Source organism: Achromobacter sp. PD1 (assembly GCF_048541815.1).
In the GTDB taxonomy this organism is placed as follows: domain Bacteria; phylum Pseudomonadota; class Gammaproteobacteria; order Burkholderiales; family Burkholderiaceae_B; genus Achromobacter; species Achromobacter bronchisepticus_A.
On the sequence record NZ_CP183349.1, the window covers coordinates 4,387,209 to 4,412,270 of the forward strand.

General features: G+C 64.9%; 20 protein-coding genes and 1 tRNA gene. 8 read left to right on the top strand and 13 right to left on the bottom strand.

What is annotated here, in order from left to right; translation table 11 throughout:
- Positions 1 to 80: 80 nt before the first annotated feature.
- The 6 genes from ACM1PE_RS20640 to ppk1 all read right to left on the bottom strand — a co-directional run bounded on the left by ACM1PE_RS20640 (position 81) and on the right by ppk1 (position 6,528).
- Positions 81 to 157, bottom strand: a tRNA-Pro gene (locus tag ACM1PE_RS20640).
- Positions 158 to 244: 87 nt separating this feature from the next.
- Positions 245 to 1,021, bottom strand: coding sequence for a phosphate ABC transporter ATP-binding protein PstB (gene pstB / locus ACM1PE_RS20645; protein WP_006221056.1), 777 nt, complete (start codon positions 1,019 to 1,021; stop codon positions 245 to 247).
- Between the two features lie 50 nt (positions 1,022 to 1,071).
- Positions 1,072 to 1,926, bottom strand: a complete 855-nt coding sequence (gene pstA / locus ACM1PE_RS20650) for a phosphate ABC transporter permease PstA (RefSeq protein ID WP_118932910.1) — start codon at positions 1,924 to 1,926, stop codon at positions 1,072 to 1,074.
- Between the two features lie 26 nt (positions 1,927 to 1,952).
- Complete coding sequence (pstC, locus tag ACM1PE_RS20655) at positions 1,953 to 2,969, bottom strand: phosphate ABC transporter permease subunit PstC (RefSeq protein WP_059380153.1); 1,017 nt, start codon at positions 2,967 to 2,969, stop codon at positions 1,953 to 1,955.
- Between the two features lie 155 nt (positions 2,970 to 3,124).
- On the bottom strand, positions 3,125 to 4,165 hold the full coding sequence (pstS, locus tag ACM1PE_RS20660) for a phosphate ABC transporter substrate-binding protein PstS (protein WP_419340813.1): 1,041 nt from the start codon (positions 4,163 to 4,165) through the stop codon (positions 3,125 to 3,127).
- A gap of 287 nt (positions 4,166 to 4,452) precedes the next feature.
- Complete coding sequence (gene ppk1, locus ACM1PE_RS20665; RefSeq protein WP_059380154.1) at positions 4,453 to 6,528, bottom strand: polyphosphate kinase 1; 2,076 nt, start codon at positions 6,526 to 6,528, stop codon at positions 4,453 to 4,455.
- 220 nt (positions 6,529 to 6,748) lie between these two features.
- On the opposite strand from ppk1, the gene ppx reads away from it, so the two are divergent.
- Positions 6,749 to 8,236 carry an exopolyphosphatase gene (gene ppx, locus ACM1PE_RS20670; RefSeq protein ID WP_118932911.1) on the top strand — a complete coding sequence of 496 codons (1,488 nt, stop codon included), beginning with the start codon at positions 6,749 to 6,751 and terminating at the stop codon, positions 8,234 to 8,236.
- A gap of 182 nt (positions 8,237 to 8,418) precedes the next feature.
- Here ppx and ACM1PE_RS20675 read toward each other — a convergent pair whose 3' ends face one another.
- The 5 genes from ACM1PE_RS20675 to ACM1PE_RS20695 all read right to left on the bottom strand — a co-directional run bounded on the left by ACM1PE_RS20675 (position 8,419) and on the right by ACM1PE_RS20695 (position 14,374).
- Positions 8,419 to 9,225, bottom strand: coding sequence for a GNAT family N-acetyltransferase (locus tag ACM1PE_RS20675; RefSeq protein ID WP_059380156.1), 807 nt, complete (start codon positions 9,223 to 9,225; stop codon positions 8,419 to 8,421).
- A 211-nt stretch (positions 9,226 to 9,436) separates the two neighbouring features.
- The gene (gene glmM, locus ACM1PE_RS20680; protein WP_419340814.1) at positions 9,437 to 10,780 is read right to left on the bottom strand and encodes a phosphoglucosamine mutase; all 1,344 of its coding nucleotides are present in this window, start codon (positions 10,778 to 10,780) and stop codon (positions 9,437 to 9,439) included.
- Positions 10,777 to 11,622 carry a dihydropteroate synthase gene (folP, locus tag ACM1PE_RS20685; RefSeq protein WP_059380158.1) on the bottom strand — a complete coding sequence of 282 codons (846 nt, stop codon included), beginning with the start codon at positions 11,620 to 11,622 and terminating at the stop codon, positions 10,777 to 10,779. Before folP ends, glmM begins: the two co-directional genes overlap by 4 nt.
- Before the next feature lie 18 nt (positions 11,623 to 11,640).
- Positions 11,641 to 13,527, bottom strand: a complete 1,887-nt coding sequence (gene ftsH, locus ACM1PE_RS20690; protein WP_054451363.1) for an ATP-dependent zinc metalloprotease FtsH — start codon at positions 13,525 to 13,527, stop codon at positions 11,641 to 11,643.
- 214 nt (positions 13,528 to 13,741) lie between these two features.
- Positions 13,742 to 14,374, bottom strand: a complete 633-nt coding sequence (locus tag ACM1PE_RS20695; RefSeq protein WP_054451364.1) for an RlmE family RNA methyltransferase — start codon at positions 14,372 to 14,374, stop codon at positions 13,742 to 13,744.
- An 18-nt stretch (positions 14,375 to 14,392) separates the two neighbouring features.
- On the opposite strand from ACM1PE_RS20695, the gene ACM1PE_RS20700 reads away from it, so the two are divergent.
- The gene (locus ACM1PE_RS20700) at positions 14,393 to 14,992 is read left to right on the top strand and encodes a YhbY family RNA-binding protein (protein ID WP_419340815.1); all 600 of its coding nucleotides are present in this window, start codon (positions 14,393 to 14,395) and stop codon (positions 14,990 to 14,992) included.
- Between the two features lie 129 nt (positions 14,993 to 15,121).
- Here ACM1PE_RS20700 and greA read toward each other — a convergent pair whose 3' ends face one another.
- Positions 15,122 to 15,598: a transcription elongation factor GreA gene (gene greA, locus ACM1PE_RS20705; protein WP_054451366.1), complete on the bottom strand. Its 477-nt coding sequence runs from the start codon at positions 15,596 to 15,598 to the stop codon at positions 15,122 to 15,124.
- 649 nt (positions 15,599 to 16,247) lie between these two features.
- On the opposite strand from greA, the gene ACM1PE_RS20710 reads away from it, so the two are divergent.
- On the top strand, positions 16,248 to 17,867 hold the full coding sequence (locus ACM1PE_RS20710) for a methyl-accepting chemotaxis protein (protein ID WP_059380160.1): 1,620 nt from the start codon (positions 16,248 to 16,250) through the stop codon (positions 17,865 to 17,867).
- Between the two features lie 52 nt (positions 17,868 to 17,919).
- Here ACM1PE_RS20710 and ACM1PE_RS20715 read toward each other — a convergent pair whose 3' ends face one another.
- Complete coding sequence (locus ACM1PE_RS20715; protein WP_059380161.1) at positions 17,920 to 19,230, bottom strand: solute carrier family 23 protein; 1,311 nt, start codon at positions 19,228 to 19,230, stop codon at positions 17,920 to 17,922.
- A gap of 138 nt (positions 19,231 to 19,368) precedes the next feature.
- Here ACM1PE_RS20715 and ACM1PE_RS20720 point away from each other — a divergent pair, with 138 nt between their 5' ends.
- The 5 genes from ACM1PE_RS20720 to ACM1PE_RS20740 all read left to right on the top strand — a co-directional run bounded on the left by ACM1PE_RS20720 (position 19,369) and on the right by ACM1PE_RS20740 (position 25,052).
- On the top strand, positions 19,369 to 19,797 hold the full coding sequence (locus ACM1PE_RS20720) for a hypothetical protein (RefSeq protein ID WP_280015489.1): 429 nt from the start codon (positions 19,369 to 19,371) through the stop codon (positions 19,795 to 19,797).
- Between the two features lie 129 nt (positions 19,798 to 19,926).
- A complete protein-coding gene (locus tag ACM1PE_RS20725) occupies positions 19,927 to 21,252 on the top strand; it encodes an ABC transporter substrate-binding protein (RefSeq protein WP_419340818.1) in 1,326 nt (441 codons plus the stop codon).
- Positions 21,253 to 21,338: 86 nt separating this feature from the next.
- Positions 21,339 to 23,051, top strand: a complete 1,713-nt coding sequence (locus ACM1PE_RS20730; RefSeq protein ID WP_059380164.1) for an ABC transporter permease — start codon at positions 21,339 to 21,341, stop codon at positions 23,049 to 23,051.
- Complete coding sequence (locus tag ACM1PE_RS20735) at positions 23,048 to 24,133, top strand: ABC transporter ATP-binding protein (protein WP_059380165.1); 1,086 nt, start codon at positions 23,048 to 23,050, stop codon at positions 24,131 to 24,133. The genes ACM1PE_RS20730 and ACM1PE_RS20735 overlap by 4 nt, the downstream gene beginning before the upstream one ends.
- 10 nt (positions 24,134 to 24,143) lie before the next feature.
- Positions 24,144 to 25,052 (top strand): LysR family transcriptional regulator, encoded by a 909-nt coding sequence (locus tag ACM1PE_RS20740; RefSeq protein ID WP_059380166.1) that lies wholly within the window; start codon positions 24,144 to 24,146, stop codon positions 25,050 to 25,052.
- The last annotated feature ends 10 nt before the right edge of the window (positions 25,053 to 25,062 follow it).

The following is a 25,062-nucleotide window of genomic DNA, read 5'->3' on the forward strand; positions in this document are numbered from 1 at the left end:
TTCGTGCGGCAGCCCCGCCGCACGCCTGCGCCAGCAGCAAAAAGGCCGTCAGCGACATGTCGTTGACGGCCTTTCTTTATTGGTCGGGGCGGTGGGATTCGAACTCACGACCCTCTGCTCCCAAAGCAGATGCGCTACCAGGCTGCGCTACGCCCCGAAGGGTGGCAACTATACCAGATCTCGGCCCGCCTGGCCTATGCCTGTCTCTGGCCGTGCGTCCGGCGACGGCCCGTCTCGCTGGCGATCAGCCGAAACGGCCCGTGATGTAGTCTTCCGTTTCCTTGCGCGAAGGCTTCACGAAGATCTGGTCGGTCTGGCCGAATTCCATCAGCTCGCCCAGGTACATGTAGGCGGTGTAGTCCGAGCAGCGCGCGGCCTGCTGCATGTTGTGCGTCACGATGACGACGGTGTAGTCGTTCTTCAGTTCGGCGATCAGCTCTTCGATCTTGGCGGTCGAAATCGGGTCCAGCGCCGAGCACGGCTCGTCCAGCAGCAGCACTTCGGGCTTGATGGCCACGCCGCGCGCGATGCACAGGCGCTGTTGCTGGCCGCCCGACAGGCTGTTGCCGCTCTGGTGCAACTTGTCCTTCACTTCGTTCCACAGCGCGGCCTTGCTCAGGGCCCATTCCACGCGCTCGTCCATTTCACCCTTGGACAGGCGCTCGAACAGGCGCACGCCGAAGGCAATGTTGTCGTAGATGCTCATGGGGAACGGCGTGGGCTTCTGGAACACCATGCCGACCTTGGCGCGGATCAGCGAGATGTCGGTCTTGGCCGTCAGCAGGTTTTCGCCGTCCAGGATGATTTCGCCCTCGGCGCGCTGGCCGGGGTAGAGCTCGAACATGCGGTTGAAGGTGCGCAGCAGCGTGGACTTGCCGCAGCCCGACGGGCCGATGAAGGCGGTGACCTTCTTCTCCTGGATCGACATGTTCACATTGCGGATCGCATGGAACTTGCCGTAGTAGAAGTTCAGGTTCTTGACCTCGATCTTGTTCTTGACGGCGGTAGCGGTGTTTTCCATTTGGTTTCCCTTGGCTCCGGCGCGCCCCAGGCGCGCCGGCAAAGCGATCTTTACTTGCGGAACATGTTGCGGGCGATGATGTTGATGCCCAGCACCAGCAGCGTAATCAGCGTGGCGCCGGCCCATGCCAGGTTGTTCCAGTCCTTGAAGGGGCTGGCGGCGTACTGGTAGATCACGACCGGCAGGTTGGCCATCGGGCCGTTCATGTTCAGGGACATGAACTGGTTCGACAGCGCGGTGAACAGCAGCGGCGCGGTTTCACCCGAGATCCGGGCAATGGCCAGCAGCACGCCGGTGATGATGCCGGTCTTGGCGGCGCGATAGCACACCATGGTGATCATGCGCCACTTGGGGCAACCCAGCGCGGCAGCCGCTTCGCGCAGGCTGTTGGGCACCAGCAGCAGCATGTTGTCGGTGGTGCGCACCACCACCGGGATCACCAGGATGGACAGCGCGATGGCGCCGGCCCAGCCCGAGTAGTGCCCGACCTGGGCCACGTACACGGCATAGATGAACAGGCCGATGATGATGGACGGGGCCGACAGCAGCACGTCGTTCAGGAAGCGCGTGGCCGGCGCCAGCCAGCCGCGCTGGCCGTATTCGGCCAGGTAGGTGCCGGCCAGGATGCCGACGGGCGTGCCGATGAGCGTGCCCACGCCAGCCATCATCACGCTGCCGAAAATGGCGTTGATGAGACCGCCGGTCTGTCCGGGCGGCGGCGTGATCTCGGTGAAGAGCGTGTACGACAGCGCGGGCGCGCCCTTCATCAGCAGCGTCAGAATGATCCAGAACAGCCAGAACAGCCCGAATACCAGGGTGCCCAGCGAAATGGTCAGCATGATGCGGTTGACCACGCGGCGCCGGCGATAGGTGCCGTTCTGCATATTGAGTACGGATACAGCCATGATGTTTTCCTTGTGCTCGCGGCGCGTCAGGTTTTCTTGCCTTCACTGGCGGACAAGCGGACCAGCAGCATCTTGGCCAGGGCGAGCACGATGGTCGTGATCAGGAACAGGATCAGGCCCAGTTCCAGCAGCGCCGACTTCTGTATGCCGCCCGCCTCATTGAATTCGTTGGCCAGAGCGGAAGCGATCGAGTTGCCCGGCGAGAACAGCGAACCGGACCACTTGAAGGCGTTGCCGATGACGAAGGTCACGGCCATGGTTTCGCCAAGCGCGCGGCCCAGGCCCAGCATGATGCCGCCGATGACGCCCGACTTGGTGTAGGGCAGCACCACGCGCCACATCACTTCCCAGGTCGTGCTGCCCAGGCCGTAGGCGGACTCCTTGAGCATCGCCGGCACCAGTTCGAACACGTCGCGCATGACCGCGGCGATGAACGGGATGATCATGATCGAGAGGATCAGGCCGGCGGTGAAGATGCCGATGCCGAAAGGCGGCCCCGCGAAGATGCCGCCGATCACGGGCAGGCTGCCCAGCGTCGCGATCAGGAAAGGCTGCACATACTGCTGGAACACGGGGACGAAGACGAACAGGCCCCACATGCCGTAGATAATGGACGGAATCGCCGCCAGCATTTCGACCGCGGTGCCCAGCGGGCGGCGCAGCCAGGTGGGCGACAGTTCGGTCAGGAAGATGGCGATGCCGAAGGACACGGGCACCGCGATGATCAGGGCGATGGCCGAGGTCAGCAGCGTGCCGATGATGGGCACCACCGCGCCGTAGTTGGAATTGACCGGATCCCAGTCGTTGAGCCAGAGGAACGACAGGCCGTACTTGGCCAGCGATTCGCGGCTGCCGTAGATCAGGGAAACAAGAATCGCCGCCAGCAGGATGAACACCAGGAAGGCGAACAGGCGGGTCAGGTTCTTGAATAGCGCATCCATCAGCGCGTTTTTATTTTGCTTCATAGGCGAAGGCGTGCCGGTAGTCACGGAGTCCGCCACGCTGGGCGAAAGCGGCACACTATTATCCATTACCGCGCTCATGGATGGACTTTCCTTAGGAAACCAGGGGAGAAACTGCGAAGGTCTTGCGGCGGACCGCCGCCGGCATTCCGTACCCGGAACGCCAGCGGCGGCCGCTGTGGATTGCGCGCGACGGAGATTGGCATTGTCAGCCGGCCTCCCTCGCGCTCAAGCCTTTATTGCCAGACGGCCTTGCCGTCGGCGGCCTTGACTTCGCCCCAGGCGGCGCGGATTTCCTTGGTCACGGCTTCCGGCAGCGGCACGTAGTCCATGGCTTCAGCCGACTTGGCGCCGTTCTTGAAGGCCCAGTCGAAGAATTCCAGCACGGCCTTGCCTTGCGCCGGCTTGTCTTGCGACTTGTGGATCAGGATGAAGGTGGCGGCGGTGACGGGCCAGGAATCGGCGCCCGGCTCGTCGGTCAGGACCACGCCCATGCCCGGCGCGCTCTTCCAGTCGGCGTTGGCGGCCGCGGCGGCGAAAGCCTTCTGTTCCGGCTGGACGAACTTGCCGTCCTTGTTCTGCAGCTGCGTCCAGGCCAGCTTGTTCTGCTTGGCGTAGGCGTATTCCACGTAGCCGATCGAGTTCTTCAGCTGGCCGACGTAGGCGGCGACGCCTTCGTTGCCCTTGCCGCCCTGGCCCACGGGCCACTTGACGGCCTTGCCTTCGCCCACGGTCGACTTCCAGTCCGGCGACACCTTGGACAGGTAGTTGGTCCAGCCGAAGGTGGTGCCCGAGCCGTCCGAACGGTGCACGACGATGATGTCGGCGGCCGGCAGCTTCAGGTCGGGGTTCAGCGCCTTGATGGCGGCGTCGTCCCACTTCTTGATCTTGCCCAGGAAGATGTCGGCCAGGACCTTGCCCGACAGCTTCAGCTTGCCGGGTTCGACGCCGTCGATGTTCACCACGGCAACCGTGCCGCCGATGACGGCCGGGAATTGCAGCAGGCCGTTCTTTTCCAGATCGGCAGCCTTCATGGGATCGTCGGAAGCGCCGAAATCAACCGTCTTGGCGATGATCTGTTGCTGACCGCCGCCCGAACCGATGGACTGGTAGTTGACGGCGCTATTGGTGGCGGCCTTGTAGTCGGAGGCCCACTTGGCGTAGATCGGGTACGGGAACGAAGCGCCGGCGCCGGTCACGTCGGCGGCCTGGACGGCAAACACGGCGGCGCTCAGCGCGACGCCCAGGGAAACTTGTTTGAAGACACGTTTGAACATCAGGGTTCCTTCTGTGCTCGTTGGAGGAGTCTGGCAGGCTTGGAAAACTGCCTGTCTTTCAGCGACCCTCGAATATTAGAAGCCCTACATGACAGGATAGTGACAGTCATGATCCCGCCCCGAGGCGCTGCGCGCCTCCCCCCAGGGGGCGCCGGTGGCGGACCGGCGGAGCCGGATCCGCGCGGCCTGGATCTGGGGAGGATTTGCCTCGAACGCCGCCTTCTTAAAGGGGGCGGAACATACAGGAGGCCTTGCTTCCGAAGCCGCCCCGGGCGGGGCGGCGGACGTTACACGCCCAGCTTCTGCATCAGGTACTGATGCACGTTGAAAGGCTCGCGGCGGCTCTTGACCCGGGTGTAGTCGCCGTCGGGAAGCTGTTGCCAGGCCAGCTGGTTGTCGCGCAGGGCGTAGGTGAAGGCTTCGTCGATGACGCGCTTCTTCAGGGTCTTGTCGTAGATCGGGAAGGCGATCTCGACCCGGCGGAAGAAGTTGCGGTCCATCCAGTCGGCGGACGACAGGTAGACGGTCTCTTCGCCCTCGGCATAGAAGTAGAAGACCCGCGAATGCTCCAGGAAGCGGCCGACGATGGAACGCACCCTGATGTTCTCGGACAATCCCGGCACGCCGGCGCGCAGCGCGCATACGCCGCGCACGATCAGGTCGATCTTCACGCCAGCCTGGCCCGCCTTGTAAAGCTCTTCGATGATCTGCTCTTCCAAGAGCGAGTTCATCTTAGCCATGATGCGCGCACGCTTGCCGGCCTTGGCCGCGCGGGCCTCGGCGCGGATCAGCGCCACCATGCCGTCGTGCATGGTGAAGGGCGACTGCATCAGCGCCTTGAGCGAGCGGCGCGCGCCCAGCCCGGTCAGCTGCGCGAACACCTTGTCCATGTCCTCGCACAGCTTGGGATCGGCCGTGAGCAGCCCGAAATCGGTGTACAGCCGCGCCGTGCGCGGGTGGTAGTTGCCGGTGCCCAGGTGGGCATAGCGGCGCAGGCGCCCTTTTTCGCGGCGCAGCACTACGGCCATCTTGGCGTGCGTCTTGTGCGCCACCACGCCGTACACCACGTGCGCGCCCACCTCTTCCAGCTTGGAGGCCCAGTTGATGTTGGTCTGCTCGTCAAAGCGCGCCATCAGTTCCACCACCACCGTCACTTCCTTGCCGGCGCGCGCCGCGGCCAGCAGGATCTTCATCAGCTCGGAGTCCTCGCCGGTGCGGTAGATGGTCTGTTTGATCGCCATGACGTCCGGATCCAGCGCGGCGGCGGTCAGGAAGTCGATAACGGGTTGAAACGACTGGTAGGGATGGTGCAGCAGGCGGTCCTGCTCGGCCACGGCCTCGAACAGCTCGGCCGGCTTGTCGCCCACACGGTCGAACGGCGCCGGCACGGGGGCGCGGTAATCCGGGAACAGCAGGTCCGGCCGCGAGTCCGAATTGCACAGCTGCATCAGGCGCGACAGGTTCACCGGCCCCGGCACGCGGTAGGTGTCCTCCGCCTTGAGCGAGAACTCGCGCTGCAGGAAGTGTTCCAGTTCGACCGGCGTCAGCTTGTCGATCTCCAGGCGCACGGCAGCGCCGAAGTTGCGCTGCGACAGCTCGCCCTGCAAGGCATGGCGCAGGTTGGTGACTTCTTCCTCGTCCACGAACAGGTCGCTGTTGCGCGTGACCCGCCACTGGTAGCAGCCCAGCATTTCCAGCCCCGGAAACAGTTCACCCACGAAGGCCCGCAGCAGCGAGGTCAGCAGGATGTAGCCCTCGGGCTGGCCCGACAGCTCCTGCGGCATCTTGATCAGGCGCGGCAAGGCGCGCGGCGCCTGCACCACGGCGATCGAGGCCTGGCGGCCGAAGGCATCGGCGCCCGACAGCGACACGATGAAATTCAGGCTCTTGTTGTAGACCCGCGGAAACGGATGCGCCGGATCCAGCCCGATCGGGGTCAGAAGCGGCATCACGTCGCGGTTGAAGACCTCGCGCGCCCATTCCTGCTGCTGCGGATTCCATTCCGATGCATGGTGCAGCGAGATGCCCTCGGCGTGCATGGCCGGCAGGATCTCGTCGTTGAGCAGGTTGTACTGGCGATATACCAGCGCATGCACCGCCTGCTGCACGTTGTCGAACGCCTGGTCCGGCGTCATGCCATCGGGTCCCACCAGATTCGGCGACTGGCGCTGCTGCTCCTTCAGGCTGGAAATCCGGATCTCGAAGAACTCATCCAGGTTGGAACTGACGATACAGACGTAGCGCAGGCGTTCCAGCAAGGGAGTCTTGGGATTCTCCGCCATCGCCAGCACGCGTTCGTTGAATTTCAGCAGCGACAACTCGCGGTTCAGAAGCAAAGGCTCGGCAGGAGGGCGTGAGGGCATACCGGGTTCCATACGTAGGGAGAGCGTGGAGTTTTACTGCAAAAAGGTGACGGTTCCATGACACGGCAGCAAATACGTAGCGTACGCCAAAACCGGGACGCATAGCAGGCCGATCAGATGCCGCAAACCCCTGTTCCATAAGAAAAAAAGCGCGCGCGGAAGCGCTGTCACATGGGATCTCTATAATCGGGCCACCTCTCAGACAATATTTACGAGCCGCATGGATCAACTTCTGGCCGCGGTGGACCTCGGGTCCAACAGCTTCCGCCTCTCCATCGGACGCATCGTTCAACAGGACGGTACGCCCCAGATCTATCAGATTGACCGCCTCAAGGAAACCGTCCGGCTTGCGGCCGGCCTGGACTCCGAAAAAAGGCTGGGCGACGAGGCCATCGACCGCGCCATCGCCGTGCTGGAACGCTTCGGCGACCGTCTGCGCAGCTTCCACCCCAACCGGGTCCGCGCCGTCGCCACCAACACTTTCCGTGTCGCCCGCAACACCCGCGACTTCCTGCCGCGAGCCGAAGCCGCCCTGGGCTTTCCCATCGAAGTCATCGCCGGCCGCGAAGAGGCCCGCCTGATCTTCTCGGGCGTGGTCCACACCCTGCCCCCTTCGCCCAACAAGCGCCTGGTCATCGACATCGGCGGCGGCTCCACCGAAGTCATCATCGGCAAGAGCCATGAGCCCGGCCTGATGTCCTCGCTGTACATGGGCTGCGTCAGCTACAGCCGCCAGTTCTTCTCGGACGGCGTGGTGGACGCGCACCAGATGAAGCAGGCCGAGCTGGCCGCGCGCCGCGAGATCGAAGTCATCGCCAAGCAGTACCGCAAGATGGGCTGGAAGGAAGCCTACGGCTCTTCCGGCACGGCCAAGGCGCTGTTCGCCATCCTGACCGAATGCCGCTTCTCGGACCGCGGCATCACGCGCGCCGGCCTGAACAAGCTGAAAGACCGCATCATCCGCTCGGGCCGCGTGATTCCGTCCGAACTGCCCGGCATCAAGATCGAACGCTCGGACGTCCTGCCGGGCGGCCTGGCCATCATGAGCGCCCTGTTCGACGAGCTGGGCATCGACGTCATGCACACCGGCGACGGCGCGCTGCGCCTGGGCGTGCTGTACGACCTGCTGGGCCGCGACGACGAGCATGACAAGCGCGATGAATCGGTGCGCCAGTTCATGAAGCGCTACCACGTCGACGTCAACCAGGCGCGCCGCGTACACCACGCCGCGCTGACCCTGTTCGACGCCATGTTCCCGGACGGCCCGGAACGCGCCGAGCTGCGTCCCGCGCTGGGCTGGGCGGCCGACCTGCACGAAGTGGGCCTGTCCATCGCCCACAACGCGTACCACAAGCACACCGCCTACGTGCTGGAAAACGCCGACATGCCGGGCTTCTCGCGCGCCGACCAGCAACTACTGGCGCTGCTCGCGCTCGGCCACCAGGGCAAGCTGACCAAGCTGGAACCCCTGGTACGTTCGCGCGCTCAATGGAAGGCCATCCTCAGCCTGCGCCTGGCGGTGCTGCTGTTCCGCCGCCGCAATGAAATCGAACCGCTGCCGCTGACCGCGTCGGTGCGCGACAACTCCATCGTGGTGCGGGTCAACCGCGAATGGCTGGCGCAGCACCCCCTGAGCGACTTCACGCTGCGCGCGGAAGAAGCTGAGTGGAACAAGGTGGGCTTTTCATTCGAACTGCTGGAGTTCTGAGGAACCAGCCGGGCGGCGCGAGCGTGCCCGCCCTGTTCCGGCCCCGCGCTGCGGGGCCGCTGCACTAAAACGGCGACAGATCGGTCTCGCGATCCAGCCGCTTTAGCTCCATGCGCAAAGGCCTGGTGGCCCGCCGTATCAACCTGATCTTCATGCGGCGGAACAGGCGGCGCATGGTGGCCTCAGCGCTGGGCAGTGGCGGTTGCGGGCTGATCCAGCCCGAAATGGCGGCGGTAGCGCTCGTCCATGCGGTCCATTTTCAGCAGGACCGGGAAATCCGCGGCGTTGAAATCCGGGTCCCAGGCGGGCTCGCCACAGACCTTGGCGCCCAGCTTCAGGTAACCCTTGATCAGCGGCGGCACGCGCGCCGGCAAGGTGCTGTTGAGCTTCTCCACCGGATAGCGATGCAGCGGCGTCACGCGCGGCTCGTCGCCCTGCGGCAGCTGCTTGGAGATGGTGCGCCACACTTCGGCGGCGGTAACGCCGTCGTCGCGCAGGCTGACGCTGGCGCAACCCAGCACGTACTGATAGCCGCCGCGGCGCAGGTATTCGGCCAGGCCCGACCACAGCAGCATGATGACGCCGCCGCTGCGGTAGTCGGGGTGCGTGCAAGAGCGGCCGACTTCGACCAGCTCGTCCTGGATCGCTCCCAGCCCGGACAGGTCGAACTCGGACTGCGAGTAGTAGCCGCCAGCCTCCCGCGCCTTTTCCGGCGTCAGGATCCGGTAGGTGCCGACCACGCGGCCCGTGTCCAGCTCGCGGACCATCAGATGTTCGCAGTACGGATCGAAGCGGTCATGCTCGATGCCGTCCTGGGCGTCGGGAAACACCGCGCCCATGTCCTCGGTGAAGACGTCGTAGCGCAGGCGTTGAATCTGCTCGATTTCTTCAGCGGTGCGCGCCAAGCCCACCACCAGCACCTTGGCGGCGGCGCCGGTCCAAGGTTCTGCGGCATTACGGCTCGGATTGATGCGTGCTAATTCCAGCATTGCGCGAAGCTCCTAGAGAGTCCAGCCAGTGTGGACGCCCTGTATGTCAAAGACTTGACCAATATGTTACGTGACTATGAAGTTTAGTCCGGAGCGGATAAATCAATCTTCCGCCCAAATCGACAAAACTTTACAAATCTATACAACCCTTGAACAAACAAGGCCACCCGTCACGCGCCGGGTGGCCTTGTTCGAAATCGCAGGTCCGCGTTTATCCCAGGCTGGCCGCAAGCTTCTCGGCGCAGGATACGGCCAGGGCTTCATCTTCGGCTTCGACCATGAGGCGCAGCTTCGGCTCAGTGCCCGAGGCGCGGATCAGGATGCGGCCGCGGCCGTCCAGCTCGGCTTCGACGGCCTTGCGCGCGGCGCTCAGGCCGGCGTGCGTCTTCCAGTCCTGGCCCGGGGTCAGCGGCACGTTGATCATCTTCTGCGGATACATGCGCAGATCGCTCACCCACTCCGACAGCCCGACCGAGTTGCGGCGCAGCGCGGTCAGGACCTGCAGCGCGGCGACGATGCCATCGCCGGTCGAATGGCAATCCAGGCACAACAGGTGGCCAGAGCTTTCGCCGCCGTACAGCCAGCCGCGCGCCTGCATCTGCTCCAGCACATAGCGGTCGCCGACATTGGCGCGCTCGAAGCCCACGCCCAGGCGCTGCATTTCGCGTTCGAAGCCGAAGTTGGTCATCAGCGTGCCGACCACGCCGTCCACCTTGCCGCGCTGCATGCGTTCGCGGACGATGGCGTACATGAGTTCGTCGCCGTTGTAGATGCGGCCTTCGCCATCCACCATCTGCAGGCGGTCAGCGTCGCCGTCCAGCGCGATGCCCAACTGGGCGCCGCGGGCGTGCACTTCCTTGGCCAGCAGCTCGGGATGCAGCGCACCCACGCCCTTGTTGATGTTGAAGCCGTCCGGATTGACGCCGATGGCGTGCACTTCGGCGCCCAGCTCGCGGAACACGTGCGGCGCGATGTTGTAGGCGGCGCCGTGGGCGGCGTCCACCACGATCGTCATGCCATTCAGGTCCAGATCGTTGGGGAAGGTGCTCTTGCAGAATTCGATGTAGCGGCCCTGCGCGTCGCCCATGCGGCGCGCGCGCCCCAGGGCCTCCGACGCGACACAACCCAGCGGTTCGTCGAGGGCGGCTTCGATGGCGGCCTCGATCTCGTCGGGCAGCTTCATGCCTTGCGCCGAGAAGAACTTGATGCCGTTGTCTTGGTACGGATTGTGCGAAGCGCTGATGACGATGCCCGCCACCAGACGCAGCGCGCGGGTCAGGTAGGCCACCGCGGGGGTGGGCACCGGCCCTGCCAGCAGCACGTCGATGCCTGCCGCCGACAGGCCGGCTTCCAGCGCCGACTCCAGCATGTAGCCGGAGATCCGCGTGTCCTTGCCGATCACGACCTGCGGGCGGCTGCCGCCGCGTACGGCGTGCTCACGCGCCAGGACGCGGCCGGCCGCGTAACCCAGACGCAGCGCGAATTCGGCGTTGATCACCGGACCGCCGACTTCGCCGCGGACCCCGTCGGTACCGAAATATTTACGTCGAATCATGAACTGAGTGCTCCTTGTTCTGCCGCGTGCCATACCTTGAGCGCGTCGACCGTGGCCGCCACATCGTGCACCCGCACGATGGAAGCGCCACGCGCCACGCAGGCAAGCGCCGCGGCGATGCTGCCGGGCAACCTGCCGTCCACGGGCCGGCCGGTAGCCTGGCCGATCATGGTTTTGCGCGACAGGCCGATCAGCAATGGATAACCGGCGCTGCGCAGGCTCGACAGCCGGCGCAGCAGTTGGAAGTTCTGGTCGCCCGTCTTGCCGAAGCCGAAGCCCGGGTCCAGCACGATGCGGCGAGGATCGATCCAGGCCGCGCGCAGCTTGTGCGCGCGAGCCCCCAGGAAAAGCCCGATTTCACCGATCAGGTCGGTGTACTCGGGCGGGGCGGCCTGCATGGTGCGAGGCTCGCCCTTCATGTGCATCACGCACAGCCCGCAGCGCGTATGGGCCACCGCCTCGACGGCGCCCGGCTGCCTGAAGCCATAGATGTCGTTGATCATGTCCGCGCCGGCATCCAGCACGGCGCGCATGACTTCCGGCTTGAAGGTGTCGATGGACAGGGGCACGCCGCAATCGCGCAGCGCCTCCACCACCGGCAGCAACCGGGCCAGTTCGTCGGCCACTGAGACCGGGTCGGCCCCGGGACGCGTGGACTCGCCGCCCAGGTCCAGGATCTGGGCGCCTTCGGCGATCAATTGGCGCGCATGCGCCACTGCGGAATCCGTATCGTCATGCTGGCCGCCGTCGGAAAACGAGTCCGGCGTGACATTGACGATACCCATGACAAGCGGGCGCTCGAGATCAAACTCGAAGCGCCCGCAAAGGAAGTTATTTGCCATAACTCAGGATGAGCAGCCTCAGACAGCGGCAGCCGTATTGCCACCTGCCGCCAGGCCCGTGGGCGGCGTGTCGGACGTATCCGACGGCCCCTGAGGCGTCTTCGGGGGACGCGGAGGACGGCCCTCGATGATGTCGTTGATCTGGTCGGCGTCGATGGTTTCCCATTCGAGCAGCGCGGAGGTCATTACTTCGACCTTGTCGCGGTTGTCTTCCAGGATCTTGCGGGCAACGCTGTACTGCTCGTCGATGATGCGGCGGATCTCGGTGTCCACCTTCTGCATGGTGGCTTCCGACATGTGCGTGGTCTTGGTGACGCTGCGGCCCAGGAACACTTCGCCTTCGTTCTCGGCATAGACCATGGGACCCAGCTCGTCGGTCATGCCGTAGCGCGTGACGATGTCGCGGGCGATGGCGGTGGCGCGTTCGAAGTCGTTCGAGGCGCCCGTCGTCATCTGGTCCATGAAGATTTCTTCGGCGATGCGGCCGCCGAACAGCACGGCAATGGTGGACAGCAGACGGCCCTTGTCCATGCTGTAGCGGTCGGTCTCAGGCAGTTGCATGGTCACGCCCAGCGCGCGGCCGCGCGGGATGATGGTGACCTTGTGGACCGGGTCGGTCTTGGGCAACAGGCGGGCGACGATCGCGTGGCCGGACTCGTGGTACGCGGTGTTCTTGCGTTCCTCTTCGGGCATCACGATGGAGCGGCGTTCCGCGCCCATGATGATCTTGTCCTTGGCCTTTTCGAAGTCGGACATGTCGACCGTGCGGCCATTGCGGCGGGCGGCGAACAGCGCGGCTTCGTTGACCAGGTTGGCCAGGTCGGCGCCGGAGAAGCCCGGGGTGCCGCGCGCCAGCACGGTCGCATCGACGTTGGGCGACAGCGGAACCTTGCGCATGTGGACCTTCAGGATCTGCTCGCGGCCGCGGATGTCGGGCAGAGGCACCACGACCTGACGGTCGAAGCGGCCCGGGCGCAGCAGCGCAGGATCCAGCACGTCGGGACGGTTGGTCGCGGCGATGACGATGACGCCCTGGCCGGACTCGAAGCCGTCCATTTCCACCAGCATCTGGTTCAGCGTCTGCTCGCGTTCGTCGTTGCCGCCGCCCAGGCCGGCGCCACGCTGGCGGCCGACCGCATCGATTTCGTCGATGAAGATGATGCAGGGAGCGTGCTTCTTGGCGTTTTCGAACATGTCGCGCACGCGGGCCGCGCCCACGCCGACGAACATTTCAACGAAGTCGGAACCCGAGATGCTGAAGAACGGCACCTTGGCTTCGCCCGCGATGGCCTTGGCCAGCAGCGTCTTGCCGGTACCCGGCGAGCCGACCATCAGCACGCCGCGGGGGATGCGGCCGCCCAGCTTCTGGAACTTGCTGGGGTCGCGCAGGAAATCGACCAGTTCCTGGACGTCTTCCTTGGCTTCGTCGCAGCCGGCAACGTCGGCGAAGGTGATCTGGTTGGTGTTCTCGTCGAGCATGCGGGCGCGCGATTTGCCGAAGCTGAACGCCCCGCCCCTGCCGCCTCCCTGCATCTGGCGCATGAAGAACACCCAGACGCCGATCAGCAACAGCATGGGGAACCACGACACGAAGATGCTCATCAGCAGCGACTGCTCTTCGCGCGGCTTGCCCGACACCTGGACGCCGTACTTCAGCAGATCGGAGACCATCCAGAGGTCGCCCGGCGAAGTCAGCGTGTAGGCGCGGCCCGCGTCAGGGGTGACGTACAGCACGTCGCCCTGGACGTCGACCTTGCGGATACGTCCCGCCTTGGCGTCGTCCATGAACTGCGTGTAGGTCACGCCGTCCTGGGTCTGAGCGCGTCCGTCGAACTGTTTGAAGACGGTGAACAGCACGAGGGCTATCACCATCCAGACAGCGACTTTCGAAAATGAATTATTCAAGGTCGATCTCCTGCTTTCGATTCCGACCGGCGACCGCGCACCCGCATATGGCACAGTCACAAGTATGTCAATAGCTCATTCTACCCTGTCAGACCAGATTGCGTCCCGGGATGCCTGAGCCCCTCTGAGTTTTGTCTTATTCGCGAATTTTCTGGTCGTTGTCCCGGCAGGCTGTAGGTTTTTCGAATCCGAGGCGGCGCGCCCCGGACCCGGGCTACTTCAGATCGCGCGCAACCAGAAAGGTTTCGGAGGATTTGTCCCGCGATGCCTTCGGCTTGCGTTCGACCACCCGCTTGAAGCGCTGCTTGAAGGATTCCACGATCTGCGAAAAGCCGCTGCCGTGGAAAGCCTTGACGATCAGCGCCCCGTTGGGCTTGAGATGGGCGCAGGAGAATTCCATCGCCAACTCACACACATGCTGGATGCGCGCGGAGTCGGCAATACCCACCCCTGACAAGTTGGGGGCCATGTCGGAAATAACAAGATCCACCGCGCGCGATCCGACCATGTCTTCCAATTGTTTCAAAACTTCATCTTCGCGGAAGTCGCCCTGGATGAATTCAACGCCCGCCACGGGCTCCATGGGCAGGATATCGAGCGCGATGATGCGTCCGTCCACGACCCCGCCCGGCCCCGCCAGGCGCTCGCGCGCCACTTGGGACCAACTGCCGGGCGCCGACCCCAGGTCGACCACGAGGTCGCCCCGGCGCATCAGCTTCTCGGTATCCAGGATCTCGATCAGCTTGAAGGCGGCGCGGGCCCTGTAGCCCTTCTGTTGCGCCAGCTTCACATAGGGATCGTTGATGTGCTGGTGAATCCAGTCTTTGGAGAATTTATTCTTGGCCATTACCGTACAATTCCACGCATGCCTATATTAGAACTTACCTCTCGTGAGCGCAGCGACCTTCGGTCCGCCGCTCACCCTCTGCGCCCCGTCGTCCTGATCGGCGACAACGGCCTGACCGAAGCCGTGCTCAAGGAAATCGACCTGGCGCTGACTTCGCACGGCCTCATCAAGGTGCGCGCCGGCGGCGATAACCGCGAGGCCCGCGACGCAATGCTGTCGACCATCTGCGACACGCTTTCCTGCGCCCCCGTGCACCATCTGGGCAAAACCCTGATCCTGTTCCGCCCGCTGGCCGGCAATATCAAGCCCGCCGCGCTGGCCGCCATGGAACCTGAACGCCCCGCCAAGCGCCGCGCCTCCGAGCCGCACACGCCCAAGAAGCTGGCCGCCGAAGGCAAGACCCTGGCCAAGCGTCCGCGCCGCAGCGAATCCGAAGAGCCCAAGCCGAAGACGCGCTTCGTGCCCCAGGACCAGCTCAACAAGAACGGCAAGCCCATGCGCCCTGGCACCAGGAAGACCACCGCCAGCGGTCACGGCATTCCCCGCCGCGCCGGCAGCGCGCTCAGCCTGCGGGCCGGAGCACGCAGCGGCACCAGCCGCAAGACGACGAAAAGGTAAGTGCGGGCACAAAAACGGGCGCTTTACGCGCCCGGTCCACCATAGCGATCCGCATTAAACCGCGGAATTCAGTCGAACGCACGGTTCGGACTATGGTGTTTTGACAACTTCCAGCTTACTACGTCGGCGTCAGATGTAGCGCACGCCCAGGACTTCATACTCGCGAACGCCAGCCGGGGCCTTGACCTCGACCACGTCGCCTTCGCTCTTGCCGATCAGCGCGCGGGCCACCGGGCTCGACACGGAAATCAGGTTCGACTTGATGTCGGCTTCAACGTCGCCGACGATTTGGTACGTCACACGATCGCCCGAATCCAGGTCCTCGATGTCGACGGTGGCGCCAAACACGGCGCGGCCTTCGGCATCCAGGGCGGTAGGATCGATCAGGTGGGCGTTGGAAAGCGTGCCTTCAAGCTCGGCAATCCGGCCCTCGATAAAGCCTTGGCGCTCGCGAGCAGCATCGTACTCGGCATTTTCCGACAGATCACCCTGCGCACGCGCTTCAGCGATCGCGTTGATAACGGCAGGACGTTCCACGGTTTTCAGCCGCTGGAGCTCTTCTTGCAAGCGCTCGGCCCCGCGCACGGTCAAAGGAATGGCAGACATGTCGTTTCCCAAACAAAAGTAGAAAACGCCCCGGACGGAGCGTTCTCGGTGAAGGTCGGAATCCTGGCGCGCGCAGGCAGCCGAGTGAAAGCAAAACTGGCAAGCGGCGCGGACGACCAAAACAAAACCCCGGCTCGGGTCGGAACCGGGGCAATCAAGGTCATATTGTGGTCAAAGTCCACGGGAATTGCAAGCCGCCGGAGAAACCGCCGTTTTCGCCGCATTTCGCCGCTGTAACCCGCTAAAACCCGTCATTTTTTCCAATTTTTCCGATCCGATCTTGGACCGGATCGCGCAGGCCCGTCGCCGCGATTCCTTGGCGCACGTGTGGCATAAAAACTACTCTTCGATAGTTTTTTGCAACAACCAGGGATTACCTCCAAAAAACGCCAGCAAAAACGGACTGAATCAGTATAAAACAACAAATTGTGTCATTCATGACAATTTAATACATTCAACCGGATACCGTTTGGCTGCAGCTTGCAGACCGCAAGCACTGGCCACGCGCAGGAGTCTTGTTTTTGCGGGTAGTTGCAGAGGAGGCGGACGCATCGCAGCCACCCGGCGCGACGTTCGCCGTTCCGCCGCGCAGCGGGCGGCCTGGGCCGTTCCCAACACGGCGGATCGCGTTCAAGAACGAGGAGCTCTCATGCTGGAAAAATTGAAAGTCCGTACTGGAATGCTGTTGGTGCTGGGCTGCTTCGTCATCGCCCTGGCGCTGGCTTGCGGCTTGAGTTGGATGAACGCCGAGAAAAGCGTGACCGAGATCAAGGATCTGAACAATGTCGCGGTCCACCAGGTCGACCCGCTCTACGAAGCCAACGCCGCCCTGCTGCGCGCGCGGCTGGCGCTCGGTGCGGGCATGGCTGCCATGCAGGCCGGCGGCATGGACCAAGCCGGGCTGGCCGGCGAGGAAGCCGCCAGCCATCTGAAGCAGGCGCGCGAGCGTTTCGCCCGCTACATGGCCGTGCCCAAAAGCCCGCGCGGCCAGGAGCTGGCCCAGACGCTACAGGGCCGCTTCACCGAATACGCCGCCATCCTGGACAGGCTGGAAGCCGACCTCAAGGAACGCGCGCCTGCCAAGTTCCGCCAGGACGAGGGGCGGCTGCCCCAGGCCGACGCCTACTTCATGAAAGACATGCAAGCCTTCCTGGCCCGGGTCCAGGAGCGCAGCGACGGCGTGCTGGCAAGCTCGGAGCAAACCTACTCCACCGCCCGGATCTCGGCGGTCGCGCTGATATCGGCTGCGCTGCTGCTGACGGCGCTGTGCTGGACCTTCATCCGGCGCGCCGTGCTCCGTCCGCTGCAGGAGGCTGGCAGGCACTTCGACCGCATCGCGGCGGGCGACCTGACGAACCGCGTGGAAACCCGCTCCAACAATGAGATCGGCGTCCTCTTTGCCTCGCTCAAGCGCATGCAGGAAGGTTTGACCCGCACCGTCACGTCCGTGCGCCAGGGGGTGGATGAAATCAACGTGGGCGCGGCGGAAATCGCTGCCGGCAACTCCAACCTGTCAGTACGTACCGAAGAACAGGCCGCGGCGCTGGAGGAAACCGCATCCACGATGGAAGAGCTGGCGGTGACCGTCAAGCAGAATGCGGAAAACGCCGCCCAGGCCAATCAGTTGGCCTCGGTCAGCATGGACGTGGCGCAGCGTGGCGGCCAGAACGTGGAACAGGTGGTAGCCACCATGCACGGCATCTCGGACAGCTCGCGGCGCATCTCCGACATCGTTTCGGTGATCGACAGCATCGCTTTCCAGACCAACATCCTCGCGCTGAATGCCGCCGTCGAAGCCGCGCGCGCTGGCGAACAGGGCAAGGGCTTTGCCGTGGTCGCGGGCGAAGTCCGTTCGCTGGCCCAGCGCGCGGCCCAAGCCGCCAAGGAGATCAAGACGCTGATCGAGGCCTCGGTGGACACCGTGGCGGCGGGATCGGCCCAGGTGGCTGCCGCCGGGCAGACCATGCAGGAGATCGTGGATTCCGTGCAGCGGGTGGCGGCGATCATGGCCGAGATCTCAGCCGCCTCGGCACAGCAGGCCGGCGGCATAGACCAGGTCAGCCTGGCGATCTCGCAGATGGATGAGGTGACGCAGCAGAACGCCGCGCTGGTCGAGGAAGCTTCGGCCGCGGCGGCCGCGATGGAAGAACAGGCGCGGCGCCTGGCCGAAGCCACCTCGGTATTCAAGACGCAATCAGGACAGGTGATCGAGGCGGCGCCGGTGGCGCTGACCGGCACGGCCGCAACCTCGCGGCTGTCGCGCACCTAGGCGCGCCAGCCGGCCATGCGCGCGACGCCAGGTCCGCGCATGGCCGCGCCGCTTACTTCCTGCGGCGCAGCAAGGCGTACAGGATGATGGCGCCGAAGGTAGCGGTGCCGATGCCGCCCAGCGTGAAGTTACCCAGCTTGACCGTGAAGTCTCCCGCGCCCAGCACCAGCGTGACCGCAGCCACGATGAGGTTGCGGTTGTCGCTGAAGTCCACCTGGTTGACCACCCAGATACGGGCGCCGGCGATGGCGATCAGGCCGAACACCACCACCGACATGCCGCCCAGCACGGGCGCCGGGATCATCTGGATCAGCGCGCCGAACTTGGGCGAAAAGCCCAGCACGATGGCAATCAGGGCGGCCACCACGAATACCAGGGTGGAATAGATGCGCGTGACGGCCATCACGCCGATGTTCTCGGCGTAGGTGGTGACGCCCGTGCCACCCACGGCGCCGGACACCATGGTAGCGACCCCGTCGCCGACGAAGGCGCGGCCCAGATAACGGTCCAGGTCCTGCCCGGTCATGGCGCTGACAGCCTTCACGTGCCCCAGGTTCTCGGCCACCAGGATGATGGCGACAGGCACGATCAAGCCCATGGCCTCGGCCTTGAACACCGGCGCGGCGAAATGCGGCAGGCCGAACCAGGCTGCGGCCGCCACGCCGGAGAAGTCGATGGGTTTGCCCAGCCCCATGCCGTTGGCGAGGATGCCGTACACCACGCAGGCCAGGATCATGCCGACCAGGATCAGCAGGCGCTGCACCATGCCCTTGGTGAACACGGCGATGCCGCCCACGCAGAGGATGGTGACCATGGACATCACGCTGTCGAAGCCCGACGCGCCCATCGCGCCCTTGGCCGCGATAGGCGCCAGATTCAGGCCGATGACCGCCACCACCGCGCCGGTGACGACGGGCGGCATCAGCGTGTCGATCCAGTTCGCGCCGCCCCCGGCGCGCGCGTTGACGAACCAGACAATCAGCCCGATCAACGTGTAGGCCAGGCCGCAGGCGATGATGGCGCCCAGCGCCACGCCGATATTGGCGTTCGCCCCGCCGCCGGCATAGCCGGTCACGGCGATCACGCCGCCGATGAAGGCGAAGCTGGAACCCAGGTAGCTGGGGACCCTGCCGCCCACGAACAGGAAGAAGATCAGCGTGCCGATGCCCGACATGAGGATGGCGACGTTGGGGTCGAAGCCCATGAGCAACGGGGCCAGCACGGTGGAGCCGAACATGGCGACCACGTGCTGGGCGCCCATGGCCACGTTCTTGGGCCAGGACAGCCTTTCGTCGGGCGCGATGATGACGCCGGGCTCGGCGTCGTCCGCCAGGCGCCAGCGCGGAAAGTAGGAATTGGACATGGATATCCCAAAGTAGGTGTCGGGTGTGAGCGGGCGCCAGTGTAAAGGGGGCTGCAAACGGGGAGCAATGCTTAAGTTCGCCGTCAGAATGCCGTACTAGTGAAAACCCCGAAATCCTCATAGGCGGCAGGAGCAATCATGGCGATCGATCCCATCAGCGGCAATTCCCGAATCAACAGCCTGGCCGACCTCTGGGCGCAGAAGATCCGCGCCAACAAGGAAGCCAAAAGCGCCTCGGACGCGGAAACGAGCACGGTGTCCGCGGACGGCAAGATCCGCGTCAACAACCCCGGCGGCCTGAAAATGGGCAAGGTGCAGGAAGCCAAGGAAACCGAAGACTCCAGCAACGACGACGCCTACACGCGCCAGATCAAGGAACTGCAGAAGCAACTCAAGCGCGTGATGGACCAGATCGCCAAGGTCAAGGCCAGCGGCATGCCGGCCGAAATGAAGGCCCAGCAACTGATGGCGCTCAATGCCCAGGCGATGCAGATCCAGCAGCAGATCACTGCAGTGATGGAGAAGCAGGCCCAGGCCATGAAACGCGGCGTATCCGCCACGGCCTAGCGGGCAAGGCACGGCGCCCCGCCCGGCCGGGGCGCCCGCATTGATGGCGCGCATCAAAATTTGTGATTGGACGCTGCCTGGACCGGCCAGTACTGTCTCCGAACAAATCTAAAACTACGGAGACAAACCATGCATGCAATGCGCACAGCTCTTGCAGGTGCGGTGCTGGCCGTTTGCGCGGCCCCTGCCCTGGCAGGCACCGTCACGGTGATCACGTCGTTCCCCAAAGACCTCACCCAGGCCTACAAGACGGCCTTCGAAAAGGCCAACCCCGGCATCACGCTGGAAATCCTGAACAAGAACACCGTATCGGGCATCGCCTACGTGCGCGAAACGCCCGCCGGCCAGCGTCCCGAGGTGTTCTGGGCCAGCGCGCCCGACGCCTTTGAAGTGCTGGGCCGCGACAAGCTGCTGGCGAACTCCGCCGACGTGGCCAACAAGCAGGTACCGGACAAGATCGGCAACTACCCCATCAACGATCCCGGCGGCATGTACCTGGGCCAGGCCCTGGCCGGCTACGGCATCATCTACAACACCCGCTACATCGCGGCGCACAAGATCCCCGCGCCGGTGGAATGGAAGGACCTGCTGTCGCCGCAATGGTTCGGCCATGTCGGCATCACCTCGCCGTCGCGCTCGGGCACCATGCACCTGACGGTGGAAACCATCCTCCAGGGCGAAGGCAGGGACGAAGGCTGGAGCACCTTGCTGCGCATGTCGGGCAACAGCAGCGCCGTCACCGAGCGTTCTTTCGGCGTGCCGGACGGCGTGAACAACGGCCAGTTCGGCGCCGGCCCGGTGATCGACTTCTTCGGCCTGTCCAGCAAGTATTCCAAGTTCCCGGTCGAGTTCGTCTACCCCTCCGAAACCGCCATCGTGCCGGCCAATATCGCGCTGATCGAAGGCGCGAAGAACACCGAGGAAGGCAAGAAGTTCATCGCCTTCACCCTCAGCCAGGCCGGCCAGGAACTGCTGCTGGAACCCAAGATCTCGCGCCTGCCGGTGCTGCCCTACACGGCGCTGGCCGGCAAGATTCCCCAGGGCTACCCCGACCCCGCCGAGATCGCCAAGCGCAGCAAGGTGCAATTCAACGCCGACCTGTCGCAGTCGCGCTACTACGTCGTGCAGTCGCTGTATGACCAGACGGTCACGTTCCGCCTGAAGGAACTGCAGGCCGCCACCAAGGCCATCTACGAGGCCGAAGCCAAGTTGGGCGACAAGGCCAAGAGCGGCAAGGCTGCCGAGCTGCTGGCGCAGGCCCGCAAGCTGACCTGGGCGCCGCTCGTGGACGGCAAGAAGGCCTCCGACCCGGCCTTCCTGGCGATCTTCGCCGGCAACAAGAAGGACGCCGCCGTGAACCAGCAAATCACCCAGCTGGAAGGCGAATGGAACGGCCGTTCCAAGGCGAACTACGAAGAAGCCGTGAAGCTCGCCAAGCAGGCCGCCGCGCTCTAGGCCGCTACACCCGCAGGACGCGAGGCGGACGGGCCGGTCCCGTCCGCCGCCGCGGCTTTCCCCTGGCAACGATTTCGGGAATCTCGATGAATTCTTCGGGCCACTCGCGCCTGCCCGTCGGCCCCCTGCTGACGGCGCTACTGGTGTTCGGTTTTCTGCTGCTGTTCCTGGCCGTGCCGGTCGGCACGGTGTTCTACACCGCCTTCGTGAACGCCGACGGCAGCTTCACCATGGGCCACTTCGGCGCCTTCTTCAACCAGCCGCTGATGAAGGAAGCCTTCTTCAACAGCCTGTACGTGGCGGGCTGGTCGGCGCTGCTGGCGTCGCTCATCGCCGTGCCGCTGGCGTACTTCACGGTGCGCTTCGATTTCCGCGGCGCGCTGCTGATCCAGACCCTGGGCGTGCTGCCGCTGATCATGCCGCCCTTCGTCGGCGCGGTTGCGATGCAGCTGATCTTCGGCCGCTCGGGCAGCGTGAACCTGCTGCTCAACGACTGGTTCGGCTTCACCATCCCGTTCATGGAAGGCTTGAACGGCGTCATCTTCGTGGAATCGCTGCACTACTTCCCCTTCATCCTGATGAACCTGGTGGTGGCGCTGCGCAACATCGACGGCGCCATGGAAGAGGCGGCCTTCAACCTGGGCTCGCGGGGCTTCCGTCTGTTCCGCCGCGTGATCTTTCCGCTGGCCCTGCCCGGTTATGTGGCCGGCACGTCGCTGGTGTTCGTCAAGGTGTTCGACGACCTGGGCACGCCGCTGGTGCTAGGCACCACCAACATGCTGGCGCCGCAGGCCTATCTGCGCATCACGCAAGTGGGCCTGGAGGATCCGCTGGGCTATGTGATCAGCGTGATCATGGTGGGCTTTTCGATACTGGCGTTGTGGCTGTCGGCGCGGGTGCTCAAGGGCCGCGATTACTCCACCCTGCAGAAGGGCGGCAGCTCCATCCAGAAGCGCAAGCTGCGCCCGGTGGAGAGCGTACTGGCCTATGGCTGGATCATCCTGGTGCTGCTGCTGGTGCTGTCGCCGCATATGGGCGTGCTGCTGCTGTCGCTGGCCAGCGTCTGGAGCTTCGCGCCGCTGCCCGACGGCTACACGCTGGCGCATTACGCCGCGGTGTTCTCCGAATCGCAAGGCATGATCGCCAACACCCTGCTCTATTGCGGCCTGGCCGCGGGCGTGGACGTGATCCTGGGTACCGCCATCGCCTATCTGATGTTGCGCACCCGGCTGCCGGCGCGCCAGTGGCTGGACTTCCTGGCCTCCGCCGCGCTGGCGATTCCAGGTATCGTGCTGGCCATCGGCTTTCTGCGCACCTTCCGCGGCATCGAGCTGCCCGGCACCGGCACGCTGCTGACCTCGTCGTGGATCATCATCATGATCGCGTACTCGGTGCGGCGGCTGCCCTACGCCCTGCGATCCTGCGTGGCCTCGCTGCAGCAGATCAACATCTCGCTGGAAGAGGCGGCGCAATCGCTGGGCGCGACCCGCATGAGCACGATACGCCGCGTGGTGGTGCCGCTCATGGCGGGCGGCATGCTGGCCGGCTTCGTGACCAGCTTCGTGACGGCGGCCGTGGAACTGTCGGCCACCATCATGCTGGTGACCAAGGACAGCCAGGCGCCCATGAGCTACGGCATTTATCTGTACATGCAGAGCGCGGCGGGCCGGGGTCCCGGCGCCGCGCTCGGCGTCCTGGCGGTGGCCGCGGTGGCCATCGGCACGTATGTCTCGCACCTGCTGGTGGAGCGCGCCCAGTCGCGCCAACAGCCGGCCCGCAATGAAGGGGAATCCGCATGAAGAAAGTCAGCGTCGAATGCCGCAACATCCGGTTGTCCTACGGCAAGACGGAAGTGCTCAAGGACGTCAACATCAGCATCGAGCCCGGCGAGTTTTTTGCGCTGCTCGGACCGTCCGGCTCCGGCAAATCCACCTTGTTGCGGCTGATCGCCGGCTTCAACCGGCACAGCGCCGGGCAGCTGCTGGTGGACGGCAAGGACATCAGCGGCACGCCGCCCTGGAACCGCAACATCGGCATGGTGTTCCAGAACTACGCCCTGTGGCCGCACATGACGGTCTGGGACAATGTGGCCTTCGGCCTGGTCGAACGCAAGCTGCCGCGCGCCGAGATCCACGCCAAGGTGGAGGCCGCGCTCGATCTGGTCGGCCTGTCCCAGTACGGCAAGCGCCGCCCCAACCAGCTTTCCGGCGGGCAGCAGCAGCGCGTGGCCCTGGCCCGCACCATCGTGATCGAGCCGCAGGTGCTGCTGCTGGACGAGCCTCTGTCCAATCTGGACAAGAAGCTGCGCGTGCAGATGCGCCAGGATCTGCTCAGCCTGCAGCGCCGGCTTGGCATCACCACCATCTTCGTCACCCATGACCAGGAAGAGGCCATGACCACCGCCGACCGCATGGCGGTGCTGGACCACGGCGTGGTCCAGCAGATCGGCGCGCCCAGCACCTTGTTCGACTATCCGGTCAATCGCTTCGTCGCCAACTTCGTGGGCACGATGAACGTGCTGGAAGGCGACGTGCGCGAACGCACCAGCGGCAGCGTGGTGCTGGCGGTGGAAGGCGTGGGCGACCTGCAGCTGCCGCTCACGGGCGAAGCGCCCGCCGCTTCCCGGCTGGCGGCCAGCTTCCGCCCGCACACGGTGCAGATCGAAATGGCGGACGGGCTGGGCGACGCACGCTATGTCTGGCTGCCCGGCATCGTGGAAAGCAGCGAGTTCCTGGGCGAATTCACCCGCTATCAGGTGCTGATCGGCGAGCAGCGGCTGACCGCGGACCAATCGCATCTGGCCGGGCTGTCGCCCTTCCCCGTCGGCGCTCCGGTTTCCATCGGCCTCGAACCTACCCAAGTGCGGCTCCTGGCGGCCTAAACTCGGGGCCATGGAAATCTATCAGATCCGCGCCTTCGTCACGGTCGCCCGGCTGGGCAACCTGACGAAGGCGGCCGAGGCGCTGTCGCTGACCCAACCCGCCGTGACCGCGCAGATCAAGGCGCTGGAACAAAGCCTGGGCGTGGCCTTGTTCGACCGCAGCGGCGGCCGGCTGGCGCTGACCAAGGCCGGCGAGGTGCTGCTGCCCACCGCCGAGTCGCTGCTGGTGCTGGGCGCGCAGTTCAAATCCGAGGCCCAGCAGCTGCAAGGCAGCCTGCATGGCGCGGTCGAGCTGGGCGTGCCCAGCGAAAAACCGGATTTCCTGCGCCTGGGCGAACTGGCCTCGGCCGTCACCCAGCGCCTGCCGCTGGTCGAGCTGAAGACCCAGACCCTGCCTGCCGCCGCGCTGGCCGAACAGGTCAGCACCGGCCGCCTGCCTGCGGCGCTGATCATTGCCGCCAATCCGCCGCGCGGCGTGCTTTGGCAGCCCCTGCGCAGCGTGCGCTACCGCATCGCCATGCCCCGCGAGCATGCCGCCGTGCTCAAACGCGGCGGCTGGCGCGAGGTGGCGCAATTGCCTTGGCTGGACGGTCCTTCCGGCAGCCACACGCACCTGCTGTTGCGCGACATGTTCGAACGCCATGGCCTGTCGCCGCGCGTCGTGATGCAGAACGACGACCAGGCCAACCTGGACGCGCTGGTGCGCGCGGGCGCAGGCTGCGCCCTGTTGCGCGAGGAAGCCGCGCTGGCGGGCGCGGCCTCGAACGACTTCATCGTCTGGGGCCAGGCGCGCGTGGACGCGATGCTGGGATTCATCCTGCCCTACGAGCGCGCTAGCGAGCCCGCGCTGGTCGCGTTAAGCTCGATCATTCAAACCATCTGGAAACCGCGCGCGCCCATCGCGTCCGCCCAGCTCTAAACCCGCATCA

What these genes read in the sequence shown, in the direction of transcription:
- pstB (WP_006221056.1), bottom strand. Translation starts at nt 1,021, where the DNA reads ATGGAAAACACCGCTACCGCCGTCAAGAACAAGATCGAGGTCAAGAAC.
- pstA (WP_118932910.1), bottom strand. Translation starts at nt 1,926, where the DNA reads ATGGCTGTATCCGTACTCAATATGCAGAACGGCACCTATCGCCGGCGC.
- pstC (WP_059380153.1), bottom strand. Translation starts at nt 2,969, where the DNA reads ATGAGCGCGGTAATGGATAATAGTGTGCCGCTTTCGCCCAGCGTGGCG.
- pstS (WP_419340813.1), bottom strand. Translation starts at nt 4,165, where the DNA reads ATGTTCAAACGTGTCTTCAAACAAGTTTCCCTGGGCGTCGCGCTGAGC.
- ppk1 (WP_059380154.1), bottom strand. Translation starts at nt 6,528, where the DNA reads ATGCCCTCACGCCCTCCTGCCGAGCCTTTGCTTCTGAACCGCGAGTTG.
- ppx (WP_118932911.1), top strand. Translation starts at nt 6,749, where the DNA reads ATGGATCAACTTCTGGCCGCGGTGGACCTCGGGTCCAACAGCTTCCGC.
- ACM1PE_RS20675 (WP_059380156.1), bottom strand. Translation starts at nt 9,225, where the DNA reads ATGCTGGAATTAGCACGCATCAATCCGAGCCGTAATGCCGCAGAACCT.
- glmM (WP_419340814.1), bottom strand. Translation starts at nt 10,780, where the DNA reads ATGATTCGACGTAAATATTTCGGTACCGACGGGGTCCGCGGCGAAGTC.
- folP (WP_059380158.1), bottom strand. Translation starts at nt 11,622, where the DNA reads ATGGCAAATAACTTCCTTTGCGGGCGCTTCGAGTTTGATCTCGAGCGC.
- ACM1PE_RS20695 (WP_054451364.1), bottom strand. Translation starts at nt 14,374, where the DNA reads ATGGCCAAGAATAAATTCTCCAAAGACTGGATTCACCAGCACATCAAC.
- ACM1PE_RS20700 (WP_419340815.1), top strand. Translation starts at nt 14,393, where the DNA reads ATGCCTATATTAGAACTTACCTCTCGTGAGCGCAGCGACCTTCGGTCC.
- greA (WP_054451366.1), bottom strand. Translation starts at nt 15,598, where the DNA reads ATGTCTGCCATTCCTTTGACCGTGCGCGGGGCCGAGCGCTTGCAAGAA.
- ACM1PE_RS20710 (WP_059380160.1), top strand. Translation starts at nt 16,248, where the DNA reads ATGCTGGAAAAATTGAAAGTCCGTACTGGAATGCTGTTGGTGCTGGGC.
- ACM1PE_RS20715 (WP_059380161.1), bottom strand. Translation starts at nt 19,230, where the DNA reads ATGTCCAATTCCTACTTTCCGCGCTGGCGCCTGGCGGACGACGCCGAG.
- ACM1PE_RS20720 (WP_280015489.1), top strand. Translation starts at nt 19,369, where the DNA reads ATGGCGATCGATCCCATCAGCGGCAATTCCCGAATCAACAGCCTGGCC.
- ACM1PE_RS20725 (WP_419340818.1), top strand. Translation starts at nt 19,927, where the DNA reads ATGCATGCAATGCGCACAGCTCTTGCAGGTGCGGTGCTGGCCGTTTGC.
- ACM1PE_RS20730 (WP_059380164.1), top strand. Translation starts at nt 21,339, where the DNA reads ATGAATTCTTCGGGCCACTCGCGCCTGCCCGTCGGCCCCCTGCTGACG.
- ACM1PE_RS20735 (WP_059380165.1), top strand. Translation starts at nt 23,048, where the DNA reads ATGAAGAAAGTCAGCGTCGAATGCCGCAACATCCGGTTGTCCTACGGC.
- ACM1PE_RS20740 (WP_059380166.1), top strand. Translation starts at nt 24,144, where the DNA reads ATGGAAATCTATCAGATCCGCGCCTTCGTCACGGTCGCCCGGCTGGGC.